Below are 21,936 nucleotides of genomic sequence, written 5' to 3'. Positions count from 1 at the left end.
GCCCCGGCGTCGCCGGGCGAGCGGCGATGCGGCGGCGCGCGACAACCCCCCCTGCTCGCGACGATCCGGTCTGCGTGTCGATCAGGACGCCGATCGAACCGCGACACGCGAATCGAGAGCAGACTATTGCTTGACGTTGCCCGGCGCGCGCTTCGAGACGCGCGTCCGGCGACGCGTGGGGAGGACTCTAGCGACAGAGAAATCCCGGATCAAACGATCTTTTCTGCTATGAATGTGATATTTCGAATGTTGGCGGCACGGTGTGTCTTGTGCTGAGCATGCCGCGCGCCGGCATGCGCCGTGATGGCGCGACGGGCATCCCCGGTACAATGCGCGAACCCGGCAGCCGCGCGGCCGCATGCCGCCCTCACAACGGCGCGACGGCAATAGGCCGACAGACTGGTAGGCCGACAGGCCGGCGGCACGAGCGAAGGCGATACCGCGGCGGCACGGCACACGACAACGACACGAATCTGGAATCTGGAGACACTCCCGCATGATCTCAACGGATAGCGACCCGCGCACGCCGCCCGTGCCTGCGTCCGGACGTGCACCGGCGACGAATCCGACGCATGCGGCGGCGCTCGACGCCGGCGCCATCGCGGCGCGCCTGGACCGCCTGCCGCCCACGCGCAGCGTCTGGAAACTCGTCGTGCTGCTGAGCCTGGGCTTCTTCTTCGAACTCTACGATCTGTTGTACAGCGGCTACGTCGCGCCCGGTCTCGTGAAAAGCGGCCTCTTTACCGCGACGACGCATGGCTTGTTCGGCACCACGGGCATCGCGAGCTTCATCGCCGCATTGTTCGCGGGGCTGTTCGTCGGCACGATCGCGTGCGGTTTTCTCGCCGATCGCTTCGGGCGCCGCGCGGTGTTCACGTATTCGCTGCTGGCCTATACGGCCGCGAACGTCGTGATGGCGTTCCAGCACACGGCCGCGGGCGTCAATTTCTGGCGCTTCGTCGTCGGGCTCGGACTCGGCGTCGAGATGGTGACGATCGGCACGTACATTTCCGAGCTTGTGCCCAAGCAGATCCGCGGGCGCGCGTTCGCCTGCGAGCAAGCGGTCGGCTTCGTGGCGGTGCCCGTCGTCGCGCTGCTCGCTTATCTGCTCGTGCCGCGCGCGCCGTTCGGCATCGACGGCTGGCGCTGGGTCGTGCTGATCGGCGCGCACGGTGCGATCTTCGTCTGGTGGATTCGCCGTCAGTTGCCGGAGAGCCCGCGCTGGCTCGCGCAGCAGGGCAGGCTCGACGAGGCCGAGCGCGTGCTCGCGGCGCTGGAGGTCAAGGTCGAGGCCGAGCATGGCCGGCCGCTGCCGCCGCCCGGACCCGCCGAGCCGGTCGCGCCGCGCGGCCGCTTCAGCGCGATGTGGGTGCCGCCGTATCGCAAGCGCACGCTGATGATGACGGTGTTCAACGTGTTTCAGACCGTCGGTTTCTACGGTTTCGCGAACTGGGTGCCGACGCTGCTCGTCAAGCAGGGGATCACCGTGACGACGAGCCTGCTGTATTCGAGCGTGATCGCGCTCGCCGCGCCCATTGGCCCGCTGATCGGCCTCGCGATCGCCGACCGTTTCGAGCGCAAGACCGTGATCGTCGCGATGGCGGGAGCGGCGATGGTCTGCGGGCTGCTGTTCAGCCAGACGTCATCGGCGTGGCTGCTGGTTGCGCTGGGCGTGGGGCTGACGCTTGCGAACAACATCATGTCGTACAGCTTCCACGCTTATCAGGCGGAGCTGTTTCCCACGGCGATCCGTGCGCGAGCCGTCGGTTTCGTTTATTCGTGGAGCCGGTTTTCGGCGATCTTCACGTCTTTTGCGATCGCGGCCGTGTTGAAGGGATTCGGCACGGCGGGCGTGTTCGTGTTTATCGCAGCCGCGATGGCGATTGTCATGTCCGCGATCGGGCTGATGGGGCCGCGCACGAAAGGCATCGCGCTCGAGGCGATATCGGGCTGATCCGGCGGATGATTCGCGCGGGGCCGCAAGCGTGCCGCCGGCACGCTTGCGGCGGCCGGTTTGCCTGCCGGGCCGTGGCGCGATCGCGAATTGCGTGTTGAGCCGCGCCGAACGCGATGCGATGCTCGAATCCGGCGGCTTCACGCGCCCGTACCAACTTGCCCGGCGGCCGAAGCCGCCGTCATCGGCGGTTGCCTGCACGGACGGCTTGCCGGCGCGACCCGGCCGGCGGCATCCGCATGCCGCCTTATGCTTCCAGCGCGAGCGTCGCGAACGACGCGAGCCAGTGCTCGCCCATGTAGTCGCCCGTCACGTGCGGCAGCGCGCTCGCCAGATGCCGTTCGGCCGCCTCGGCGAGCACGGCCCGGCGGGGATCGTCGTGCGGCAGCGCTCGCGCGAGCGAGCGCTGGCACCATGCGCGGCTCAGGTTCAGCCCGTCGAGGTGGGCGATTTTGCCGTCGCTGCGGTCGGTGACGGTCGCCGGCGTGAATAGCGTCGCGGGTTCGCGCGCAGCGAGTGCCGGCAGAAATGCGTTGAACCACGGCAGGAATTCGTCGGCGGGCAACACGCGTCGCATCAGCTCCGCTTCCATCAGCGCAGGCGACAGGAACTCGTCGCCGCCCGGCTCCCAGGCTTGGCAGTGCGCATCGCGCAGATGCCAGCGGCGCGCGGTCTCGACGATCAGCGCATCCAGCGCCGCATGCTGGGTGACGCGCGCGAAATCGAGCGCGAGCGACAGCGCGAACGACGTATTGAAGTGCGTGCCGACGCGCACCGGATAAGTCGCCTTCGGCAGAAACTCGACGAAGCGCTCGACGACGATACCCGTGAGCGGCGCGAGCGTCGCGCACCAGCGCTGCGCTTGCGCCGAGCGCATCGACGCGAGTTGCGCGGACAACGCGAGCAGCCACGCCCAGCCATAAGGGCGCTCGAAATTGCGGTTGTGCGGCAAGCGCAAGTAGGCCGCTTCGCCGGCGGCGTTGGCGGCGGTGAAATGCTCGTCGACGACCGATGCGATGCGCGCTGCTTCCGGCAAATCCGGAAAGCGCTCGATCAGATGCGTGACGAGCCAATAGCCGTGCACGCAAGAATGCCAGTCATAGCTGCCGTAGAAGATCGGATGCAACTCGCGCGGGCTGCGCACGTCTTGTGGCCCGGCGAGCGAATGCGTGATCCGGTTTGGGTATTCGCGCGTCAGGTGGCCGAGCGCGACGCGCGCAAAGTGCGACGCGAGCGCGGCCGTCAGATGGCTGTCGGTCATGAATGAATGGACTCGATGGGCGCGGCGCGGGAGCGCGCCGCGATCGGCATCATCTTACTGGTTGACGCGCGAACGCGCTCGGGCCGCGCCCGGCCGTTTGCCGGCTACGGGCGGCAGTTCAGCTGCCGGTAGCGGGCTTCCAGCTCGGCCTGCCTGTCGCTGCGCTCGCGTTGCTGCTTCTTGTCCTTTTCCGTCATGGGAAAGGCGGCGGGATCGTGATGCAGCGCGGACGGGTATGCCGGCGGCACGTTCGGCGGCGTGCGGCCTTGCTGCTTGGGCAGCGGCCTGGACGGCGGCGGGAGATAGACGGGCGCGGCAGGAATCACCCACGGCGCGGGATCGTAAGCCGCGCCCGGTGCGCGCAGCGACAGCGGCGGGGCAGGCGCTCCCGGCGTACTTGCGCGCATCAGATTGTCGATTTGCGATGCGAGCTTGTCGCATTCGTCGAGCCGGCCATATTCCTGCGCGTGCGCGAAGTTGCGCTGCAACGGCGCGGCATATTGCGCGTGGGACGCTTCGACGCTCGACGACGCGGCGCGCACAGCGTAGGCGGCCGGCGCGGCGGCCGCGCGTGGGACCGTGCGCAGCGCGGCCGAGTGAGCGTGAGTGGGCGGCGACGGATGGCGGGGCGACGGCGGTTGTTGCCGCGTCGTGCCCGGTTGCGGCTGGCCAAGCGGTTGCGCGCTCGCATAGGCTGGGCTCAGCAGCGAGATGGCCAGGGCCGCATTTGACATCGAAAACTTCATGCGGACGAACGGAGAAACGAGAATCCAACGGCCGCGTATCGTCTCACATTGCGCCCGTCTCGTCGAATCGGGCGCGTATCGAATCAAGCTCCGCTTGCGCGTTGCGCGTCGTCGAGCCGGCGCATCGCGTCCGCGACGTCGCTGCGAAACCGCGCGAGCGCCTCGCGCTGCGGCTCGGGCGGTTGCAGCGCGGCCCACAGCAGATCGGTCAATTGCTGGGCGGTCGCGTCGATATCGAGCTTGCGGTGGCCGAGCGTCGCGTCCCACAGCACGTGCTCCATCGGCCCGAATACCAGCGAGCGCAGCAGGCTCAGCGGCACGTCCGCGCGAACCTGGCCGTTTGCCTGGCCGCGCGCGAGCACGTCCATCAGCGGCGCGGTGTAGCGGCGCTGCAGCGCGCTTAGCTCGTCGGCGAGCGCGTGCTGCTTCGCGCGCCCCTCGGACAGCACGAGCGCGCACAGCCCGGTGCCGTGCACGAGCATCAGCCGCAAGTGCGTGCGCACGATGAAGGCGAACTGCTGGCGTACCGATGCGTCGCGCGGCATGCCGGTTTCGAACGCGTCGATGATCTCGTCGTACCAATCGGCGATCACGCGCGCGCAGAGTTCGCGTTTGCCGCGAAAGTAGTTGAATACGGTCGCTTCCGAGACGCCCACCCGATGCGCGATCTCGGCGGCCGTCGCGTGCTCGTAACCTTTTTCGGCGAACACGGCGCGCCCCGCGCGCAGAATGTCCTGCACGCGCTGCTGCGATTTGGGGCCGGTGGGCGCGCGCGGTGTGCTGGGACGGTCGGTCTTGGCTGGCGTGCTCATAACGGAAGAAGGGCGGATTCGCGTCGCCGGTGCAGGATTGGAACAGTTTCGATGATAGTTGAGTATCGCTCAGAAAACTATTGACGATTGCGTGGGCGACGCGCGAAACTAGCAAAAATTTTCGCTGTATATAGCGTTGAAACTGTGGCGGCACGAATCTGAGCATCACTCAGAAGCCGGCGCCTCGCCGAACTTCCTGGCATTGGAGGAGACATGAGCAACCTGCCTGGCGTGAACTTCATGCTCGGTGAAGATATCGAGATGCTACGCGATGCGGTCGCGCATTTCGCCGCGAAGGAAATCGCGCCGCGCGCGGCGGAAATCGATCGCACCGATCAGTTCCCGATGGATCTGTGGCGCAAGTTCGGCGAGCTTGGCGTGCTCGGGATGACGGTTGCCGAGGAATACGGCGGCGCGAATCTCGGTTACACCGCGCACATGGTCGCGATGGAGGAGATCTCGCGCGCGTCGGCATCGGTCGGGTTGTCGTATGGCGCGCATTCGAACCTGTGCGTGAACCAGATCCACCGCAACGGCACCGACGCGCAAAAGCAGAAATATCTGCCTAAGCTGGTGTCGGGCGAGCATGTCGGCGCGCTCGCGATGAGCGAGCCGAACGCGGGGTCCGACGTCGTCAGCATGAAGCTGCGCGCGGACCGGCGCGGCGATCGCTACGTGCTGAACGGCACGAAGATGTGGATCACGAACGGCCCGGACTGCGACACGCTCGTCGTCTACGCGAAGACCGAGCCCGACGCCGGCCCGCGCGGCATCACCGCGTTCATCGTCGAGAAGGGCATGAAGGGTTTTTCGGTCGCGCAAAAGCTCGACAAGCTCGGCATGCGCGGCTCGCATACGGGCGAGCTGGTGTTTCAGGACGTCGAGGTGCCGGCCGAGAACATCCTCGGCGAGCTGAACGGCGGCGTGAAGGTGCTGATGAGCGGCCTCGACTACGAGCGGGCAGTGCTGGCGGGCGGCCCGACGGGCATCATGGCCGCGTGCCTCGACGCGGTGGTGCCGTACATCCACGATCGCAAGCAGTTCGGCCAGCCGATCGGCGAATTCCAGCTGATCCAGGGCAAGATCGCCGATATGTACACGACCTTCCAAGCCTGCCGCGCGTATCTGTACGCGGTCGGGCGCCATCTCGATACGGCGTCGTCGGGCGGGCATTTGCGCGAGGTGCGCAAGGACTGCGCGGGCGTCATTCTCTATACCGCGGAAAAGGCGACGTGGATGGCCGGCGAGGCGATCCAGATTCTCGGCGGCAACGGCTACATCAACGAATATCCGGTCGGCCGTCTATGGCGCGACGCGAAGCTCTACGAGATCGGCGCCGGCACGAGCGAGATCCGCCGGATGCTGATCGGCCGCGAGCTGTTCGCGCAAACGCTTTGATTTCGTGCGTGGAGCCTACGCGATGCCGATCATCGAATCCAAGCTGAACCCGCGCGCCGACGATTTCCGCGCGAACGCCGCCGCGCTCGAGGCGCTCGTCGCCGATCTGCGCGACAAGATCGAGCGGCTCGCGCAAGGCGGCGGCCAAGCCGCGCGCGACAAGCATCTGGCGCGCGGCAAGCTGCTGCCGCGCGAGCGGATTGCGCAACTGTTGGATCCGGGCACGCCGTTTCTGGAGCTGTCGCAACTGGCCGCATACGGGATGTATAACGACGACGCGCCGGGCGCGGGCATCATCACCGGCATCGGCCGGATCGCGGGCCGCGAGTGCGTGATCGTGTGCAACGACGCCACGGTCAAGGGCGGCACCTACTATCCGATGACCGTGAAGAAACATGTGCGCGCGCAGGAGATCGCGGCCGAGAACCGGCTGCCGTGCGTCTATCTCGTCGATTCCGGCGGCGCGAACCTGCCCAACCAGGACGACGTGTTTCCCGATCGCGATCATTTCGGCCGGATCTTCTTCAATCAGGCGAATTTGTCGGCCGAAGGCATCGCGCAGATCGCGGTCGTGATGGGTTCGTGCACCGCGGGCGGCGCGTATGTGCCGGCGATGAGCGACGAGTCGATCATCGTGAGGAATCAAGGGACGATCTTCCTCGGCGGCCCGCCGCTGGTGAAGGCGGCCACCGGCGAGGAAGTCAGCGCGGAGGATCTGGGCGGCGGCGACGTGCATACGCGGCTGTCGGGCGTTGCCGATCATCTCGCGCAGAACGATGCGCATGCGCTCGCGATCGCGCGCGGCATCGTCGGCCATCTCGGCGCGCGTGCTTGGGCGCCGCTCGTCGCACGCGAGCCGCTGCCGCCGCGCTACGACGCGAAGAGCCTGTATGGCGTGATTCCGACCGATACGAGAAAGCCGTTCGACGTGCGCGAGGTGATTGCGCGGATCGTCGACGATTCCGCGTTCGACGAATTCAAGGCGCGTTTCGGCACGACGCTCGTCACCGGTTTCGCGCACATCTGGGGCTATCCGGTCGGGATCGTCGCGAACAACGGTATTCTGTTTTCCGAATCGGCGGTGAAGGGCGCGCATTTCATCGAACTGTGCTGCCAGCGCAAGATTCCGCTCGTATTCCTGCAGAACATCACCGGGTTCATGGTCGGCCGCAAATACGAGAACGAAGGGATCGCGCGGCACGGCGCGAAGATGGTGACGGCGGTGTCCACCGCGCAGGTGCCGAAGTTCACGGTCATCATCGGCGGCTCGTTCGGCGCGGGCAATTACGGAATGTGCGGCCGCGCGTTCGGCCCGCGCTTTTTGTGGATGTGGCCGAATGCGCGGATCTCGGTGATGGGCGGCGAGCAGGCCGCGTCGGTGCTCGCGACGGTGCGGCGCGACGGGATCGAGGCGAAGGGCGGTCAATGGTCGGCCGACGACGAAGAGGCGTTCAAGCAGCCGATTCGCGAGCAGTACGAGCGCCAGGGGCATCCGTACTATGCGAGCGCGCGCTTGTGGGACGACGGCGTGATCGATCCGGCGCAGACGCGCGACGTGCTCGGCCTGGGCCTTGCTGCGGCGATGAACGCGCCGATCGGCGAGACCCGCTTCGGCGTGTTCCGGATGTGAGGACATGGTCATGCGCTACGAAACGATCGAAGTGACCGAAGACGGCCGCATCGCGACCGTCACGCTCGCGCGTCCCGACGTGCGCAACGCGTTCAACGAGACGATGATCGCCGAGCTGACGACCGCGTTCGAATGGCTCGATGCGCACGAAGGCGTGCGCGCGGTGGTGCTCGCGTCGCGCGGGCCGGCGTTTTGCGCGGGCGCCGATCTGAACTGGATGAAGAAGATGGCGGGCTTCTCCGACGACGAGAACCGCGCGGATGCGCGCAAGCTCGCGCGGATGCTCGATGCGATTTACCGCTGCGCGAAGCCCGTGATCGCGCGGGTGCACGGCGATGCCTATGCGGGCGGAGTCGGCCTCGTCGCCGCGTCCGATATCGCGGTCGCGGCCGACGGCGTGAAATTCTGCCTGTCGGAAGCGCGTCTCGGGCTGATTCCGGCGACGATCGCGCCATACGTGGTGCGTGCGATCGGCGAGCGCGCCGCACGCCGTTATTTTGTGACCGCGGAGGTGTTCGATTGCGCGAAAGCCGAGCAGCTCGGCTTCGTCCACGAGCGCGTGCCGGGCAGCGCGCTCGACGAGACGGTCGCCAAGCTTGCCGATGCGCTGTGCGCGAACGGGCCGCAGGCGGTGCGCGCGTGCAAGACGCTGGTGCGCGACGTGGCGGGGCGTCCGCTGGATGCGGCGCTGATCGACGATACCGCCGAGCGTATCGCGCGCACGCGCGCCGGCGCGGAGGCGCGCGAAGGCATCGCGTCGTTTCTCGAAAAGCGCGCGCCCGCGTGGCGCACGTGAACCGGCCGCCAAGGCAACGCGCCGCCGCAGGCGCGGCGCACGCCGAGCGCCCGATGTCCGAGTTTGTCCGGCAGCGGATGCCGCGCGCCGCCGGATAGGGCAGCGCCAGCCTGCTGTCAACCGAACCCGTTACTTTCACCCATTCCCAGAGCCGCCATGTTCGACAAGATCCTGATCGCCAACCGCGGAGAAATCGCGTGCCGGGTGGCCGCAACCTGCAAACGTCTCGGCATTGCCAGCGTCGCGGTTTATTCGGACGCCGACGTGAACGCGAAGCACGTCGCCGCGTGCGATGAAGCCGTGCATATCGGCGGGGCGGCCGCGGCTGACAGTTATCTGCAAATCGCGCGCATCGTCGATGCCGCCCGGGCGACCGGCGCGCAGGCGATTCATCCGGGCTACGGCTTCCTGTCGGAGAACGAGGAATTCGCGCGTGCGTGCGCCGAGGCGGGGATCGTGTTCATCGGCCCGCCCATCGACGCGATCGCGGCGATGGGTTCGAAAGCCGCCGCGAAGGCGCTGATGCAGGCTGCGGCGGTGCCGCTCGTGCCCGGCTATCACGGCGACGACCAGGCAGCCGATTTGTTGCGGCGCGAAGCAGACCGGATCGGCTATCCGGTGCTGCTGAAGGCGAGCGCGGGCGGCGGCGGCAAGGGCATGCGGGTGGTGGAGCGCGCGGAGGATTTTGCTGCGGCGCTCGTGTCGTGCCAGCGCGAAGCGGCCGCGAGCTTCGGCAACGATCGCGTGCTGATCGAAAAATATTTGCAACGCCCGCGCCACGTCGAGGTGCAGGTATTCGGCGATACGTTCGGCAATGCGGTTTATCTGTTCGATCGCGATTGTTCGGTGCAGCGCCGTCACCAGAAGGTGCTCGAGGAGGCGCCCGCACCGGGCCTGCCGGACAACGTCCGGCAGGCGATGGGCGCGGCGGCGGTCGCGGCCGCGCGTGCGGTCGGCTATGTCGGCGCGGGCACCGTCGAATTCATCATGACGGGCGATACGTTCTACTTCATGGAGATGAACACGCGGCTGCAGGTCGAGCATCCGGTGACCGAAATGGTCACGGGGCTCGATCTCGTCGAATGGCAGCTGCGCGTCGCGGCGGGCGAGCCGCTGCCGTTGCAGCAATCGCAGTTGCGCGTGCGCGGGCACGCGGTCGAGGCGCGGCTCTATGCGGAGAATCCCGTGCGCGGCTTCCTGCCGTCGACCGGCACGCTCAAGCATCTGCGGCTGCCGGCGGGCGTGGAATTCGCGCTCGGCGCGGCCGTGCGCATCGACAGCGGCGTGCGCGAGGGCGATGCGATCACACCGTTTTACGATCCGATGATCGCGAAACTGATCGCGCACGGCGAAACCCGTGCGCAGGCGTTGGCAACGCTCGTGCGCGCGCTGCGCGAATGCGAAGTCGTCGGCTTGCAGACGAATGCGGCATTCCTGCAACGCATCGTCGAGAGCCGGCCGTTTGCCGACGCGGATCTCGACACGGGACTGATCGAGCGTCATCGCGACGCGCTGCTCGCGCCGCGCGATGCGCCCGCTGCCGCGCTCGCGCTGGCCTGCGCGGCGCTATTCGCGCGCGAGCAGGATGCGGCGCGGTGCGGCGAGATCGCGTCGCCGTGGAGCGCGTTGTCGAACTGGCGGCTCAACGGCGGCTATGCGCGCACGCTCGAATGGCGCGCACTCGCTGACGACGCGGCGTTCACGGTCCGCCACGCGCAGGACGATGGCGAGCAAACGCTGCAGATCGATGGCGTTGCCCGGCCGTTCGTTTGGACGCGCGGCGCCGGCCCGCTCGATTTCGACGTGATGTTCGGTGGCGTGCGCACGGGCGGGCGCGTGTATGTCGACGGCGACACGTTCCATGTGTTCTGTCAGGGCGTTGCATGCGCGTTCGAATGGCGCGATCTGCTCGAGCATGCGGCCGATTCGACCGAGGGCGAGGGCCGCCTCACCGCGCCGATGCCGGGCAAGGTGATTGCGGTGCTCGTCGAGCCAGGGCAGAAGGTCGAGCAGGGCGATCCGCTGATCGTGATGGAAGCGATGAAAATGGAGCACACGATCGGCGCGCCGGCGGCAGGCGTCGTCGGCGAAGTGTTGTATGCGGTCGGCGATCAGGTTGCGGACGGTGCGCAGTTGTTGATTTTGAGCAAAGAGTGACAGCCGGACGACGCCAAACCTTAACGATATCTGACAGTCCGATTATTTGATGTCCGCTAGACTCATTTATGGGGGCGCGCGACGCGGGCGGTAGAACTTAAAACGCAACAGGCGGGCGGCGCGCTACACTGCGAACTTTCCCTTGCCTCCGGCATGCGATGACACCCCCTGTCGATTTAAATGGCTTGCGTATTGGCATCACCATCGGCCTGCGCGAGCCGAATGAGAGCCTGTGGATCAACGGCATCAAGCAAAATGCGCTGTTTTTAGCGAAATTGTTGATGAAATCGTCGCGCGGTTATCGCGTGACACTCGTCAATACTACTGATGTTCCGCTCACCGACGCGCTGCCATGGGACCGCCGGATTTTCGGCACCCGTTCGTTTTCCGAAATGAAGGATTCGCTCGATGTACTAATCGAGCTTGGTGGCCAGATTGACGGCGAGCAGACTGCGTATTTGAAAGCGCGCGGCGTGAAAATCGTCAGTTATTGCTGTGGTGTCGAATATATTAACGCGGTCGAATCGATTTTATTCGGCCGCCGAATGTGGGAGTCACTCTTTATCAATCGCGGTTACGACGAGATTTGGGCGATTCCGCAAATCGCGCAGTCGTCGTTGCCGTTTTTGCAGTCGTTGCGGCGTTGTCCGGCACGCGTCGTGCCGTTCGTTTGGGATCCGATGTTTCTCGGCGAGCGCACGCGGCTTCTGGCAGGGCATGGCGAATACCAGCCGAGCGGCAAGCGGGCGAAGCGGCTGACGGTGATGGAGCCGAACTTCGACGTGGTCAAGTGCTGCATCTATCCGCTGCTCATCATCGACGAGGTGTATCGCCACGATCCCGATGCGATCGCATTTACGCATGTGACGAACGCCGATCGCCTCGCGCGCGAGAGCCCGGAATTCACGATGCTGATGAACTATCTGGAGATCGTGCGCGCGAGCAAGGCGAGTTTCGTCGGTCGCTACGACACGCCCACGTTTCTCGCTGAGTACTCCGATGTCGTCGTGTCGCACCAGTGGGAAAACCCGCTGAACTACTTCTACTTCGACGTTTGTTGGCAGGGCTATCCGCTTGTCCATAACGCGAGCCTCGCGCCCGATCTCGGCTATTACTATTCGGGCAACGACGTATCCGCGGGCGTCGACGCGCTGCTGCGCGCGCTGCGCGAGCACGACGACGACTGGGAAGGCTATACGGCGCGGCAGCGGGCGATCCTGCGGCGCTACACGTCGAAGAGCCCGGCGCTCGTTGCCGAATACGACACGCTGCTCGCGAATCTCATTAACGACAGAAACCGCTGATGCGGCAACGGCCGGCGGACGCCTGCGTTTGCCGCATCACGCCCCGTCATGCCGCGCCATGCGATGCATGGCCGCACGCCGCGTTTATCGATATAGCGCGACAAGTGCGTCGGTATAGGCGGCGATGTTGCCGGCGTTGTAAATGCTGACCGAGTCGAGCAATGCCCGCGCGTTTTCCCGGTACGCATCGAGATGCGCATCGTGGTTGCGGAACGCGTCGATGAGCGCGCGGCCGCCGTGCTGGCAGTTGAAATCCGGGTAGTAGTAGCCGCATTTGCCGAGAAACGGCGAATTGTGGATCAGCGGATAGCCGCCGTACAACAGCTCGTAGTACAGGTAATTTTGCGCGTTCTCCCACGTGTGCGAAACCACCGCGTCGCCATACGCGGCCATGAACTCATACACCGCGAAGCGTCCTTCGAACGTCGTGAGGCCATGCGCGACGATATCGAGGTTCGTTGCGAATTTCACGAACGTCGCGTGTTCTTTCATATGCAGCGTGTTGCACACGCGCGTGTTTTCGAGAAACGACGGCTGCGCGCGATACGCTTCTTCGACGATCAGCATTGGGATCATGCTGGTCTTCACCATGCAGATGTTCGGCTCGAAGATCGCGACGCGCCAGCGCGGCTTACCCGGTTGATAGCCGAATTCGAGGTGCGGGGCGAGCGTTGCGCGGGCCTTGTCGAACAACATCGGATGCCAGATGTGCGCGACGATCGTGACGGGCGAGCGCAGTCCTGTCTCGAGATAGTGCCGGCACGAGCGCTCGAATTCGGGAATCGTCCAAACGCCGTCGTAGGCCGCGCCCGAGAACAGGAAGCCGGGCGGCTTGTCGAACATCGCCCGCTCGATGTCGATCACATAATCGTTGCCGACCCGCATCGTGACCACTTTGCCGCCGCTTGCACGGAAATGTGCGATCCAGCTCGCGTCGAACTGTGCGCTCATCTCGATCAGCACGTCGCAGCGGGCGAGCGCTTCGTCCATCGACCACAGCGGAACGTTCCATTCGTCGAGCATCATCTGAGGATCGGCCACATTGCCGCCGCCGCCGTTGACGAGCACTGCTTCGGCGACGAGCGGCGACTGACGCAACAGCAGCACCAGCAGCAGGCAGTTCTGGAAGATGCCGTTTTCCCATAGCGATTGGCCCGCGCCGCGAACGAACAGCGATACGCCGACGACGACACGCTTGCTGCCGTCACGCACGCCGCGAGCGGTGGATTCGGACATGCTTTTCTCCGGGATTCAAGCTTTTGCAATCAGACGCATCACGAACGCATCGACGTTGCACGGATTGTCGATCGCGACATCGCGCAGCAACGCGTTGGCGGCGGCACGATACGCATCGAGCTGCGCATCGTGATGTTGCCATGCGTTGGCGAGCGCGCGGCCGCCGGCCGCCGAGTCGAAATCCGGGTAATAGTAGCCGGCGCCGCTGAGCAGCGGCGAATTGTGGATCAGCGGATAACCGCCGTACAAGACGTCGTAGTACAGATAATTTTGCGAATTTTCCCAATGATGAGACACGACGGCATCCGCATGCGACGACAGGAACGACGGCAGATCGATCCGCGGCTCGAACGTGGCCTTGTGATCGCGAACCAGGTCGAGCGCGTTCGCGAAATGCACGAAGCTCGGATGCGACTTCATGTGCATGGCGTTGACGACGAACATGTGCTGGACCGCATCCGGTTGCGCACGGTAAAACTCCTCGCATGCGAGCATCGGGTAATGACAGCTTTTGACGACCGAGATGTTCGGTTCGAGGATCGCGAGCCGCCAAGGCCGCGGACCAGGGCGATAGCCGTAGGTCAACCCTTTGGCCGCGAGTTGCGCATTGCGGCGCTCGATGAAATACGAAGACCAGATGTGCGGCATCGTATGGACGGGAGTGCGCAATGAGGTGCGTAGCAGCGGCGCGCACGTCTTCTCCGATTTTTGCAGTACCCACGCTTCATCGAAGCGTGCGCCGTTGAACACATGGCTCGACGGCAGCCCGAAGAGCGGCGCCTCGCACAGCCCCGCATAAGTATGGCCGACAAAGAATGCGACAAGCTTCTTGCCGAGCGCGCGCATATGGTTGAGCCAGCCGACATCGAGCTGCGCGCCCATCTCGATCACGACATCGAGTTCGTGCGTGACGTCGCGCGGATTGACGAGCGCAATATCGAGGCCGCCGAAATCGAGCCCGTCGGGCAGCTTGCTCGCGTCGCCGCCATTTAGAAAGTAAACCGGGCCGATTGCGTCCGATTGCTTGAGCAGCATCGCGAGAAACGCAATGTTTTGATGGATGCCGCTTTCCCAGATGGCCTGACCGTCACGGGCAAACAGCGAGATGCCGACGGCCGGGCGTTTTTCGCGCCGTCTGGCGGACGATGAGGATGCTTGATCGATCACCGGCTATGTCCGTTTTCAGCATCGAACCTCATCGGTGGCCCGACGGGTCGATGCGCAACTGATGAGAGCGACGCGGCTGGCGTGCTCGAGCGCGATCCGCAAGCCGACCGGAATGCGCCTGGAGCGGGCCGGATACGCGAGCCGGATCGCCGGGCCGAACAAATCGGCCCGCGCCAGATTGTGACATAGAAGCCCGCGCGCGAAGCGTCCGGCGTTGTGCGTGCGGGTTTCCATGCCGGTCACGGGCCAGTGGTCATGAACCCGGCGCCGACGAGGCGAGCGGCGTCGAAACGCATTCGAACGTGAGGCTCAATGGTTCGTCATGCTGACCGTTATCGCGGTAAGCGGCGTCGGCCGCAATCGTGTTGACTTGGCGATCGCCGCAGACGCGCGCGGCGACATTCGTGCAGATTGCGCTTTTCCCGAACAAGCCGCCACAGGAGACGCGGTACGCGTCTGGATGGTCGGGCAGACGGGTCTGCGTGACCGAGTAGGTCGGCCAACTCGACGCAGTACATCCTGCCGCCGCGAGCGCGGCGAACGTGAGCGTGGTCCAAGTGATCTTCATCGTCATGTTTCCTCCAATTTGACGCGGCGGCGCAATACGCTCGCCGCTGCGCGTTACTTCCATTGATAAAGCATGCCCGCGCCGAGCACTTTCTGACTGCCGCTGAGACCGCCATTCAGCGAAGCCTTCAGGTTTTCGGTAAGCCGCGCCTGTATGCCGAGCGCCATCGCCTTCTGACCGAGGAACGTCGATGAGCCGACACCCATCGCGAAATTCGCGTCGCGATCCATATGCGGAATCGCCGCCATGGCCGCTACGGCCGCGATCCCTTGGCGTGCCATCGCATCGGTTTGCTGGAGCTGTTGCTGCTGTTGGTTGACCTGCGCGCCGAGCGTGTCTATCTGCGTCTGCTGATTCGAAAGCGATTGCGACATCGAGGCCGACACCGCATTCAACTGGTTCAGGTTCACCGCATCGGTGCCTTCGGTGCCCGGCGCGACGTTCGTGATTTGTCGCTGCTGCGTGGCGCTGCCGACCGACACCACGTTCGAGCGGCCCGCATCGTTCGAATTCGCGCCGATCGCGACCGAGTTCGAGCCGGCGGTGACGGAGGGCGCCGCAGCGCTCGGCGCGCTCATGTCGGCCGCGATGCCGGTGCTCGCAGGCAGCGAATGAATCACGTTTTCCGTGATCGACGTCGATAGCGATGTGATCTGCGTATTGATGTTCGTTACGCTCGTCGATAGTGAGGCGACCGAGGTGTTGGTGTTCGACAGACTGGTCGACAGTGAGCCGAGGCCGCTCGACGTTGACGTGGACAGCGACGCGAGATTGCTGTTGGTTGCCGACAGCCCAGTTGACAGCGAGCCGATGCTCGTCGACGTCGACGTGGACAGCGATGCGAGATTGCTGTTGGTCGCGGACAGCCCGGTGGATAGCGAACCGACCGCGGTCGACGTCGACGTGGACAGCGACGCCAGGTTGCTGTTCGTCGTATTCAACCCTGTGGACAACGATGAGACGATGTTGTTGGTTGCATAGAGCTGACTGCCGTTGACCGCGTCCGTGCTGACCTTCGCAATCCTGCCGGCTGCGACGTTCGTGATTTGCCGCTCGGCGCCCGGTGCGCCGACGCTGAACACGCCGACCGGGTTGCCGCCCGCAAAACCGCCGAACGTCAATCCCCCGATGGCCACCGACGACACGGCGACGGCGGCCGACGTCGTCGCGCCGTTGCCGATCGCGATCGAGTCGGCAATATTGGCGATCGCGTTCGGACCGATCGCCACGCTGTTCGCGCCGGCCGCGATGCTGTCGGGTTGGGTCGAGTTCTCATGGAAGTACTTGATGCCTTTTGCGTTGATGCTGTCGATCACGTTGCCGACGCTGTGATTCACGCTCGTCGTGCCGTCGCTGTTGTACGTGATGTACGACGGCGCGGAAATCACGCCTGTTGCAGAGTTGTACGAGGCGCCGCCGCCGAGCGCAGCAGCGGTACTGGTGCCGAGTTTCGTCGTGTTCGACGTGATCGAGCTGAGTCCGGTCGACAGAGAACCGAGGCCGGTGGAAGTGGACGTGGACAGCGACGCGAGATTGCTGTTGGTTGCCGACAGCCCGGTGGACAGCGAGCCGATACCAGTGGAAGCCGAGGTCGAAAGCGACGCCACCGAACTGTTGGCCGACGACAGGCCGGTGGACAGCGAACCGATGCCAGTTGACGCGGAGGTCGAAAGCGAAACGAGCGAACTGTTGGTGGTGCTAAGCCCGGTGGAAACCGAGGTCGAAAGCGACGCCACCGAACTGTTGGTCGACGACAGCCCGGTGGACAGCGAACCGATGCCGGTCGACAGCGACGAGATCGAACTCGTCGCCGAGCCTAGTTGCGACGCCACCGAGTAGAGCTGGCTGCCGTTGATTGCATCGGTACTGGCGGGACTTACCTGCCCTGCCGCGACGTTCGTGATTTGACGCGGTGCGCCGGGCGCTCCGACGCTCACGACACCGATCGGCGTGCTGCCGGCGAATGCGCTTAACTTGATTGATCTGAGCGTTGCATTGGCGACGGGAACGGCCGCATCTGCCACGGAATTCGCGCCAAGTGCGACCGAGTTATTGCTGCTGGCCACCGCGCCGATACCAATGGCGACGGCGTTCACGCCGGTTGCGATGCTGTCCGTGCCTGCCGAGTTGGCGTGAAAGTACTTGATGCCCCTTGCATTGATGTTGTCGAGTGCGTTGCCAACGCTGTGATTTGCGGTGGTCGTGCCATTATCGTTGTACGTGACATACGATGGCGCGGAGATCTTGCCCGTGGCAGCGTTGTACGCCGCACCGCCGCCAAGGGCGGCGGCGGCGCTGTTGCCGAGGTTGCTGGCAGTTGACGCGACGCTCGACAGGCCGGTGGACAACGAGCCGATGCCGGTAGATGCGGAGGTCGAAAGAGACGCCATCGAGCTGTTGGCGACCGACAGGCCGGTGGAAAGCGAGTTGACCCCGCTCTGTGCGGTGCTGATTCCCGTCGAAGCCGAAGTTGATAACGATGTTAATAAATTATTAGTTGTACTAAGCCCGGTGGACAACGAAAAAACGGTGCCGTTGGTTGTAGAGAGCCCACTGGAAAGCGATGCGATGTTGCTGTTGGCCGTGCCGAGGCCGGTGGAAAGCGAATTGACTTCGCTGCGAGCCGTGTTGAGCCCGGTTGAGGCCGAGATTGATAAAGATGTTAGTAAATTATTAGTTGTACTAAGTCCAGTGGACAGCGAAAAAAAGTTGCCGTTGGTTGCGGATAGCCCGCTGGAAAGCGAGGCGATATTGCTGCTGGCCGTGCCGAGCCCGGTGGAAAGGGAGCTGACGCTGGCCTGAGCCGTACTGATTCCGGTTGACGCGGAAGTCGACAGACTCGCAATGTTGGCTGCGGTCGTCCTCATGCCGGTGCTCAATTGCGCGACCGTCGCGGCGTCTTGCGGCGCGGCGCCGTCGGCAACGTTCGTGATGCGGCGCAGATTCGTCGTACTGCCAACCGATACCTCGGACTGCGGCGCGGCCGTTGCGGTCAGGTAGCCGGAAAGAGTGGGCGCTTTGGAGCCAGTTGTGCTGCCTTGGCCGATCGCGACGCTGTCCGCGTATAAAGCTGCGCTCGACGGGCCGATTGCTACCGTGCCTGCCGCATTCGCATTCGCCTGTGTGCCGATCGCGGTCGCGCCCGTGCCGTTCGCGTTGGTTTGATTGCCCAGCGCGAGCGCGTTCGTGCTGTTCGCAGCCACCGTTGCGCTGTTGCCCATTGCAACGCCATTCGTGCTCGTTGCGTCGACCGTCGCACCAAGTCCGATCGCGACGCCCGATTGTGCTGCCGCGCTGGATTGTCCGCCGAGCGCAATCGCATCTTGCGCGGTCGCTTGTGCGCCTTTCGTTGCATTGCTGCCGATCGCAATCGATCCCGCACCGGAGGCGAGCGTCGAGTTTGCCGCCGACAGCGCAGTCGTGCCGTTGCCGCCGGCGCCGCCGATCGCGACGGAATTCAGCGCGCTTGCGATGCTGCCGAAGCCGACCGCGGTCGCGGCCGTGCCGCTTGCATTCGCTTCGAGACCGGCTGCCGTTCCCCATAGGTCCGCCGAGCTGAGAAAGCCGGTGGCGGTGCCGCCGTTGCCCGTTACCTGTGCGAATACGCCGTAGACGGTTGCCGCAAGCTGATTGTTGCCGCTCGAATTGCAGCCGCTGACGGTCGAATACGTACCCGAGCCGTCGACAGGATAGGTATCCGTGTTGCCCGTGGCCGTCCGCCCGACGGTTGTCGTGCCGCTACCGGACGAGCAGGTCGCGTGAGTGAGTTCTCCGGTGGGCGAGATTTCGTCGGGAATATAGACGTCGGCGCTCGCGAGCGAGGGTAATCCGGCCAGCAGTGCCACGATCGCCGTGACGATGACGGAAGATTGGTTCGGCTTGCCGCGCGCCGATTCAAGTTCCGATGTAGCAACCCACGCGCCGAGCGCTTCGTTCCAAATGGATCGGTATGAGCGGTTCATGCTGAAGTTCCCCTAAAACGAGTGCGCAATACGTCCGTCTCTCGTTTGCGTCGATCTCGTGTTGACGTGTTGTGATCAGGGAGCGAATTCTAGTATTGATAATTTGGAAGAATGAAAAAGAAATGGCCGTCAGAATGTTAAAAAGTGTTATGGCAAGATGGGGGAATAAGAGGCGTCATTTTTACCATTTTTGTAGATTGATGTTTTGATTGAAGTTTTTGCGTATTGGTTAACTGATTGAATGAGTTTTTATGTTCGATGCCGGTGTTGTTTCAAACACACTGAAAATTTCAAATTCAATAAATTCGTAAGGTTTTGGGCCATTTTCATACAAATACCTCTTCTATTTGTATGACTTTATTGAAATGAATGTGGAGGAATATCCGATTTATTTTTTTGTGATGCTGTTAATTAATTTTTTGAAATCGTCTGGTGGTGATGAGCGCGGCTGGATGATTATTGAAAATTGATCAGGCGGATGCTTAATTATATTCGGGATAATCGGTATTGCGAATGATATGAAAAAGGCGCGGCCGGTTCGGAGCCGAAGGCGCGCCGGCAGAGGATTACTTGCGCAATAAACGCAGCGCTAACCGCGCGAGCCGGGGGACGGCTGTCGGGCGCAGTAGCCGTTTGTCGTAACCGGCCATCCGTCGTTCGTTCTCGACGAGACAAAGTTCGATCAGTTCGCGCGGATTCAGCGCGTCGCCGACGGTGGCTGCGGTATTGGCCGGAAAATTCGCATCACGGGCGACGCCGTCGGCGTCGATGCCTCGCGCGATGCCGATTCGCTCCCAGATCAGGAACGCCCACACCGCCGCGACCCGTGCGAAGAACCACGGCCGGCGCCACCACGGCAGGTTGCGCCAATACCAGCCGAACCAGTTCACGAAGAACAGAATGTGGCGGCCTTCTTCCTGGATCACGGGCTCGAAGGTTTCGACAAGCGCTGGTGGAAAGTAGCCCGAACGTTGCGCGGAGCGGAACAGTCCGAACGCGAAGAAACTGTCGATGCATTCGCTGAATCCGGTGACCATCCACGCCCACTCGGCATCTTTGGGCGCCGGATAGTCCGGCTCGGGCGCGAGCTTGATTCCGTATGCCTCGACGAGCTTGGACAGCACGACCTTGTGCCGGGCTTCCTCGGCGCCGTCCATCTCGAGCGCCTTGCGCAGCAGCGGGTCGTTTTCCACCGTCGATGCGAAGGTCGCTACCCGGATCGACGCGCGGCCTTCGGTTTGCACGGCGATGTCCCAGATCGGCAGCGACGTGAGTTTTGCCAGCGAATCGGCGTCGAGCAGCGGCCAATCGATGACGGCCGGCTTATACGGATTGTGAGTGTCGAGCAGCATACGGCAGAACATCTGCTTATGCATATCGGAACCGATTCGCACCGGGCCGCGGCTTGGATGGACCCAGTTGCGCATTGCGTGATCTGCTGCTTGTTCCGCCGTTTGCTCTTGTGGCAGCGTGTCGGACATGGCCAGGTTGGTAAACGTGATGTAAGGAGTAAGCGATTGTTACATAGCTCCGGAAATCACGTATTTTGCCCAGCCGATGTCCGTGCGCGATGTGGCACGCGGGCAGTCGTTTTACCGAGCGCCGCTGGCGTCTGGCTCAACAGTGCGAGTCGACCCAGAGGCGTCCCCAGCGGAACGCATAGGCGAGTGCATGCTCTTCGTCGAAGAAGAAATCGATGGCGTCGAACGAATAGGCACGGGCGGGGGCGCTTGCCTTTTCGATGGTGAGGTTCGCGGCGAACAGGCCGTTCGGCAGTCGCGCCGCAGCGGGCGCAACCTCATAGCCCTTGTAGCGGATCGAACGATTCATGGCTTACGCGAGAGTTGAGAACGAGCTTGCAGCGTAAGCAATCGGCGTGCGACGGTGAACCAATCTTTATAGGTAAGCAAATCACCCGGCGGGATCGAATGTCATGAAGACGGCTCTCGATCCGATAGGCGCTTGGTGCGCATTCCGCGGCGGGGCGACACGCTCCGGTGCGATGCGCCGATCCGCTCGCTAAAAGGCGGACACGGCAAATACGGCGGACCCAATTAGGCGCACCTGATCAGCGTCCGACGGGCAGGCAAGCGTGGCGGCGCGCCCGCGCGCCGCGTGTTCAACCGGCGGTGGTTTCGAGCACCGCCGCGAGCGCATCGTCCCCCGTGACGCGGGCGGCCGCGCGGTGCAACGCGAACGCGAGTGCGAATTCGGCAGCTTGCTTACCGACGGTTTCCAGCTGTGAAGCCACCTTGGGATCGGAGCAGTTATCGGTGGTGTCGAAGCGGGTTTCGAGTGTGTTGACCGTCGCGCCGAACGGCGTCGGCCAGCCGCGCAGCGCGTGGACGATCGAGCGCAGCGACGTCAGCACGGTGCCCGCCGCCTGCCAGCCGTATGCGGTGACGATGCAGCCCACCGCGCGGCCGTCCAGGTACGGACGCTCGTCGGCACGCAATTCCTCGAGCGTGTCGAGCGCGTTTTTCACGAGTCCGGATACGCCGCCGTGGTAGCCCGGCGTTGCGATGATCACCGCGTCGGCGGTGCGGACAGCGTCAATCAGCTCGTGCTGGCTATCGGTCAGTTCGCGCCGCTCCGGCGCGTAATGGGGCAGCGTATGCAGAAATGGGCCGTCGAACAATCGCGTGCGCGCGCCGGTTGCTTGCGCGCCGCGCAGGGCGAAGCCGAGCGCGCGCTCGGTCGACGATGCGGCTCGGGTAGTGCCGCCGATGCCGACGATGAACGGCCGACGATGCGGATCGAATGCAGTCAAAGTGCGCTCCATGTAGGTGCGGCGCCTGATTAAAAGTAGGCTGGATACAGCATATTAATGACGTAATCGATGCTGGAGAAACGACTTTTCATTCTATCGATATGCTAATTGAGGAGGGGAACGGTGCTGCGCGCCGTGAATTGAATAGCAGAAATGCTTGGTTGGGAGGCACGCA

At 63.9% G+C, this 21,936-nt stretch carries 17 protein-coding genes; 6 read left to right on the top strand and 11 right to left on the bottom strand.

The window, feature by feature from the left end; translation table 11 throughout:
- The first annotated feature begins 496 nt into the window (after positions 1-496).
- On the top strand, positions 497-1,954 hold the full coding sequence (locus AQ611_RS21995) for an MFS transporter (protein WP_069236054.1): 1,458 nt from the start codon (positions 497-499) through the stop codon (positions 1,952-1,954).
- A 247-nt stretch (positions 1,955-2,201) separates the two neighbouring features.
- On the opposite strand, the gene AQ611_RS21990 is transcribed toward AQ611_RS21995, so the two are convergent.
- The 3 genes from AQ611_RS21990 to AQ611_RS21980 form a co-directional block, all read right to left on the bottom strand.
- Positions 2,202-3,215: a DUF2891 domain-containing protein gene (locus tag AQ611_RS21990; RefSeq protein ID WP_059520322.1), complete on the bottom strand. Its 1,014-nt coding sequence runs from the start codon at positions 3,213-3,215 to the stop codon at positions 2,202-2,204.
- A gap of 104 nt (positions 3,216-3,319) precedes the next feature.
- Entirely contained in the window at positions 3,320-3,949 is a 630-nt protein-coding gene (locus AQ611_RS21985; protein WP_083237560.1) for a hypothetical protein, read from the bottom strand.
- 95 nt (positions 3,950-4,044) lie between these two features.
- Positions 4,045-4,773, bottom strand: coding sequence for a TetR/AcrR family transcriptional regulator (locus tag AQ611_RS21980; protein ID WP_059520197.1), 729 nt, complete (start codon positions 4,771-4,773; stop codon positions 4,045-4,047).
- A gap of 213 nt (positions 4,774-4,986) precedes the next feature.
- Here AQ611_RS21980 and AQ611_RS21975 point away from each other — a divergent pair, with 213 nt between their 5' ends.
- The 5 genes from AQ611_RS21975 to AQ611_RS21955 all read left to right on the top strand — a co-directional run bounded on the left by AQ611_RS21975 (position 4,987) and on the right by AQ611_RS21955 (position 12,058).
- Positions 4,987-6,171 carry an isovaleryl-CoA dehydrogenase gene (locus AQ611_RS21975; protein WP_069236052.1) on the top strand — a complete coding sequence of 395 codons (1,185 nt, stop codon included), beginning with the start codon at positions 4,987-4,989 and terminating at the stop codon, positions 6,169-6,171.
- A 22-nt stretch (positions 6,172-6,193) separates the two neighbouring features.
- Positions 6,194-7,801 (top strand): carboxyl transferase domain-containing protein, encoded by a 1,608-nt coding sequence (locus tag AQ611_RS21970; protein ID WP_069236051.1) that lies wholly within the window; start codon positions 6,194-6,196, stop codon positions 7,799-7,801.
- Between the two features lie 10 nt (positions 7,802-7,811).
- Positions 7,812-8,597: an enoyl-CoA hydratase/isomerase family protein gene (locus tag AQ611_RS21965; RefSeq protein ID WP_069236461.1), complete on the top strand. Its 786-nt coding sequence runs from the start codon at positions 7,812-7,814 to the stop codon at positions 8,595-8,597.
- Between the two features lie 156 nt (positions 8,598-8,753).
- Positions 8,754-10,754 carry an acetyl-CoA carboxylase biotin carboxylase subunit gene (locus AQ611_RS21960; RefSeq protein ID WP_069236050.1) on the top strand — a complete coding sequence of 667 codons (2,001 nt, stop codon included), beginning with the start codon at positions 8,754-8,756 and terminating at the stop codon, positions 10,752-10,754.
- A gap of 158 nt (positions 10,755-10,912) precedes the next feature.
- Positions 10,913-12,058, top strand: a complete 1,146-nt coding sequence (locus AQ611_RS21955; protein WP_059520201.1) for a DUF2827 domain-containing protein — start codon at positions 10,913-10,915, stop codon at positions 12,056-12,058.
- An 84-nt stretch (positions 12,059-12,142) separates the two neighbouring features.
- On the opposite strand, the gene AQ611_RS21950 is transcribed toward AQ611_RS21955, so the two are convergent.
- From AQ611_RS21950 to AQ611_RS21905, 8 genes are all read right to left on the bottom strand, one after another.
- Complete coding sequence (locus AQ611_RS21950; RefSeq protein WP_069236049.1) at positions 12,143-13,294, bottom strand: DUF2827 domain-containing protein; 1,152 nt, start codon at positions 13,292-13,294, stop codon at positions 12,143-12,145.
- 15 nt (positions 13,295-13,309) lie between these two features.
- Positions 13,310-14,461, bottom strand: coding sequence for a DUF2827 domain-containing protein (locus AQ611_RS21945; protein WP_069236048.1), 1,152 nt, complete (start codon positions 14,459-14,461; stop codon positions 13,310-13,312).
- A 15-nt stretch (positions 14,462-14,476) separates the two neighbouring features.
- The gene (locus AQ611_RS21940; RefSeq protein WP_069236047.1) at positions 14,477-14,695 is read right to left on the bottom strand and encodes a hypothetical protein; all 219 of its coding nucleotides are present in this window, start codon (positions 14,693-14,695) and stop codon (positions 14,477-14,479) included.
- 19 nt (positions 14,696-14,714) lie between these two features.
- Complete coding sequence (locus AQ611_RS21935; protein WP_082712144.1) at positions 14,715-15,029, bottom strand: hypothetical protein; 315 nt, start codon at positions 15,027-15,029, stop codon at positions 14,715-14,717.
- Between the two features lie 53 nt (positions 15,030-15,082).
- A complete protein-coding gene (locus AQ611_RS25160; protein ID WP_083237507.1) occupies positions 15,083-18,991 on the bottom strand; it encodes a YadA-like family protein in 3,909 nt (1,302 codons plus the stop codon).
- 566 nt (positions 18,992-19,557) lie between these two features.
- Complete coding sequence (locus AQ611_RS21915) at positions 19,558-20,472, bottom strand: aminomethyltransferase (RefSeq protein ID WP_069236046.1); 915 nt, start codon at positions 20,470-20,472, stop codon at positions 19,558-19,560.
- Positions 20,473-20,608: 136 nt separating this feature from the next.
- Complete coding sequence (locus tag AQ611_RS21910; RefSeq protein ID WP_059520207.1) at positions 20,609-20,821, bottom strand: hypothetical protein; 213 nt, start codon at positions 20,819-20,821, stop codon at positions 20,609-20,611.
- A gap of 289 nt (positions 20,822-21,110) precedes the next feature.
- On the bottom strand, positions 21,111-21,773 hold the full coding sequence (locus AQ611_RS21905; RefSeq protein WP_082712126.1) for an NADPH-dependent FMN reductase: 663 nt from the start codon (positions 21,771-21,773) through the stop codon (positions 21,111-21,113).
- Between the last annotated feature and the right edge of the window lie 163 nt (positions 21,774-21,936).

It is taken from the genome of Burkholderia singularis (genome assembly GCF_001718875.1).
Taxonomy (GTDB): Bacteria; Pseudomonadota; Gammaproteobacteria; order Burkholderiales; family Burkholderiaceae; genus Burkholderia; species Burkholderia singularis.
This window is presented reverse-complemented; position numbering and strand designations above follow the sequence as displayed.

Coding starts and splice junctions, on each gene's coding strand:
- AQ611_RS21995 (WP_069236054.1), top strand. CDS start 497: ATGATCTCAACGGATAGCGACCCGCGCACGCCGCCCGTGCCTGCGTCC.
- AQ611_RS21990 (WP_059520322.1), bottom strand. CDS start 3,215: ATGACCGACAGCCATCTGACGGCCGCGCTCGCGTCGCACTTTGCGCGC.
- AQ611_RS21985 (WP_083237560.1), bottom strand. CDS start 3,949: ATGTCAAATGCGGCCCTGGCCATCTCGCTGCTGAGCCCAGCCTATGCG.
- AQ611_RS21980 (WP_059520197.1), bottom strand. CDS start 4,773: ATGAGCACGCCAGCCAAGACCGACCGTCCCAGCACACCGCGCGCGCCC.
- AQ611_RS21975 (WP_069236052.1), top strand. CDS start 4,987: ATGAGCAACCTGCCTGGCGTGAACTTCATGCTCGGTGAAGATATCGAG.
- AQ611_RS21970 (WP_069236051.1), top strand. CDS start 6,194: ATGCCGATCATCGAATCCAAGCTGAACCCGCGCGCCGACGATTTCCGC.
- AQ611_RS21965 (WP_069236461.1), top strand. CDS start 7,812: ATGCGCTACGAAACGATCGAAGTGACCGAAGACGGCCGCATCGCGACC.
- AQ611_RS21960 (WP_069236050.1), top strand. CDS start 8,754: ATGTTCGACAAGATCCTGATCGCCAACCGCGGAGAAATCGCGTGCCGG.
- AQ611_RS21955 (WP_059520201.1), top strand. CDS start 10,913: ATGACACCCCCTGTCGATTTAAATGGCTTGCGTATTGGCATCACCATC.
- AQ611_RS21950 (WP_069236049.1), bottom strand. CDS start 13,294: ATGTCCGAATCCACCGCTCGCGGCGTGCGTGACGGCAGCAAGCGTGTC.
- AQ611_RS21940 (WP_069236047.1), bottom strand. CDS start 14,695: ATGGAAACCCGCACGCACAACGCCGGACGCTTCGCGCGCGGGCTTCTA.
- AQ611_RS21935 (WP_082712144.1), bottom strand. CDS start 15,029: ATGAAGATCACTTGGACCACGCTCACGTTCGCCGCGCTCGCGGCGGCA.
- AQ611_RS25160 (WP_083237507.1), bottom strand. CDS start 18,991: ATGAACCGCTCATACCGATCCATTTGGAACGAAGCGCTCGGCGCGTGG.
- AQ611_RS21915 (WP_069236046.1), bottom strand. CDS start 20,472: ATGTCCGACACGCTGCCACAAGAGCAAACGGCGGAACAAGCAGCAGAT.
- AQ611_RS21910 (WP_059520207.1), bottom strand. CDS start 20,821: ATGAATCGTTCGATCCGCTACAAGGGCTATGAGGTTGCGCCCGCTGCG.
- AQ611_RS21905 (WP_082712126.1), bottom strand. CDS start 21,773: ATGGAGCGCACTTTGACTGCATTCGATCCGCATCGTCGGCCGTTCATC.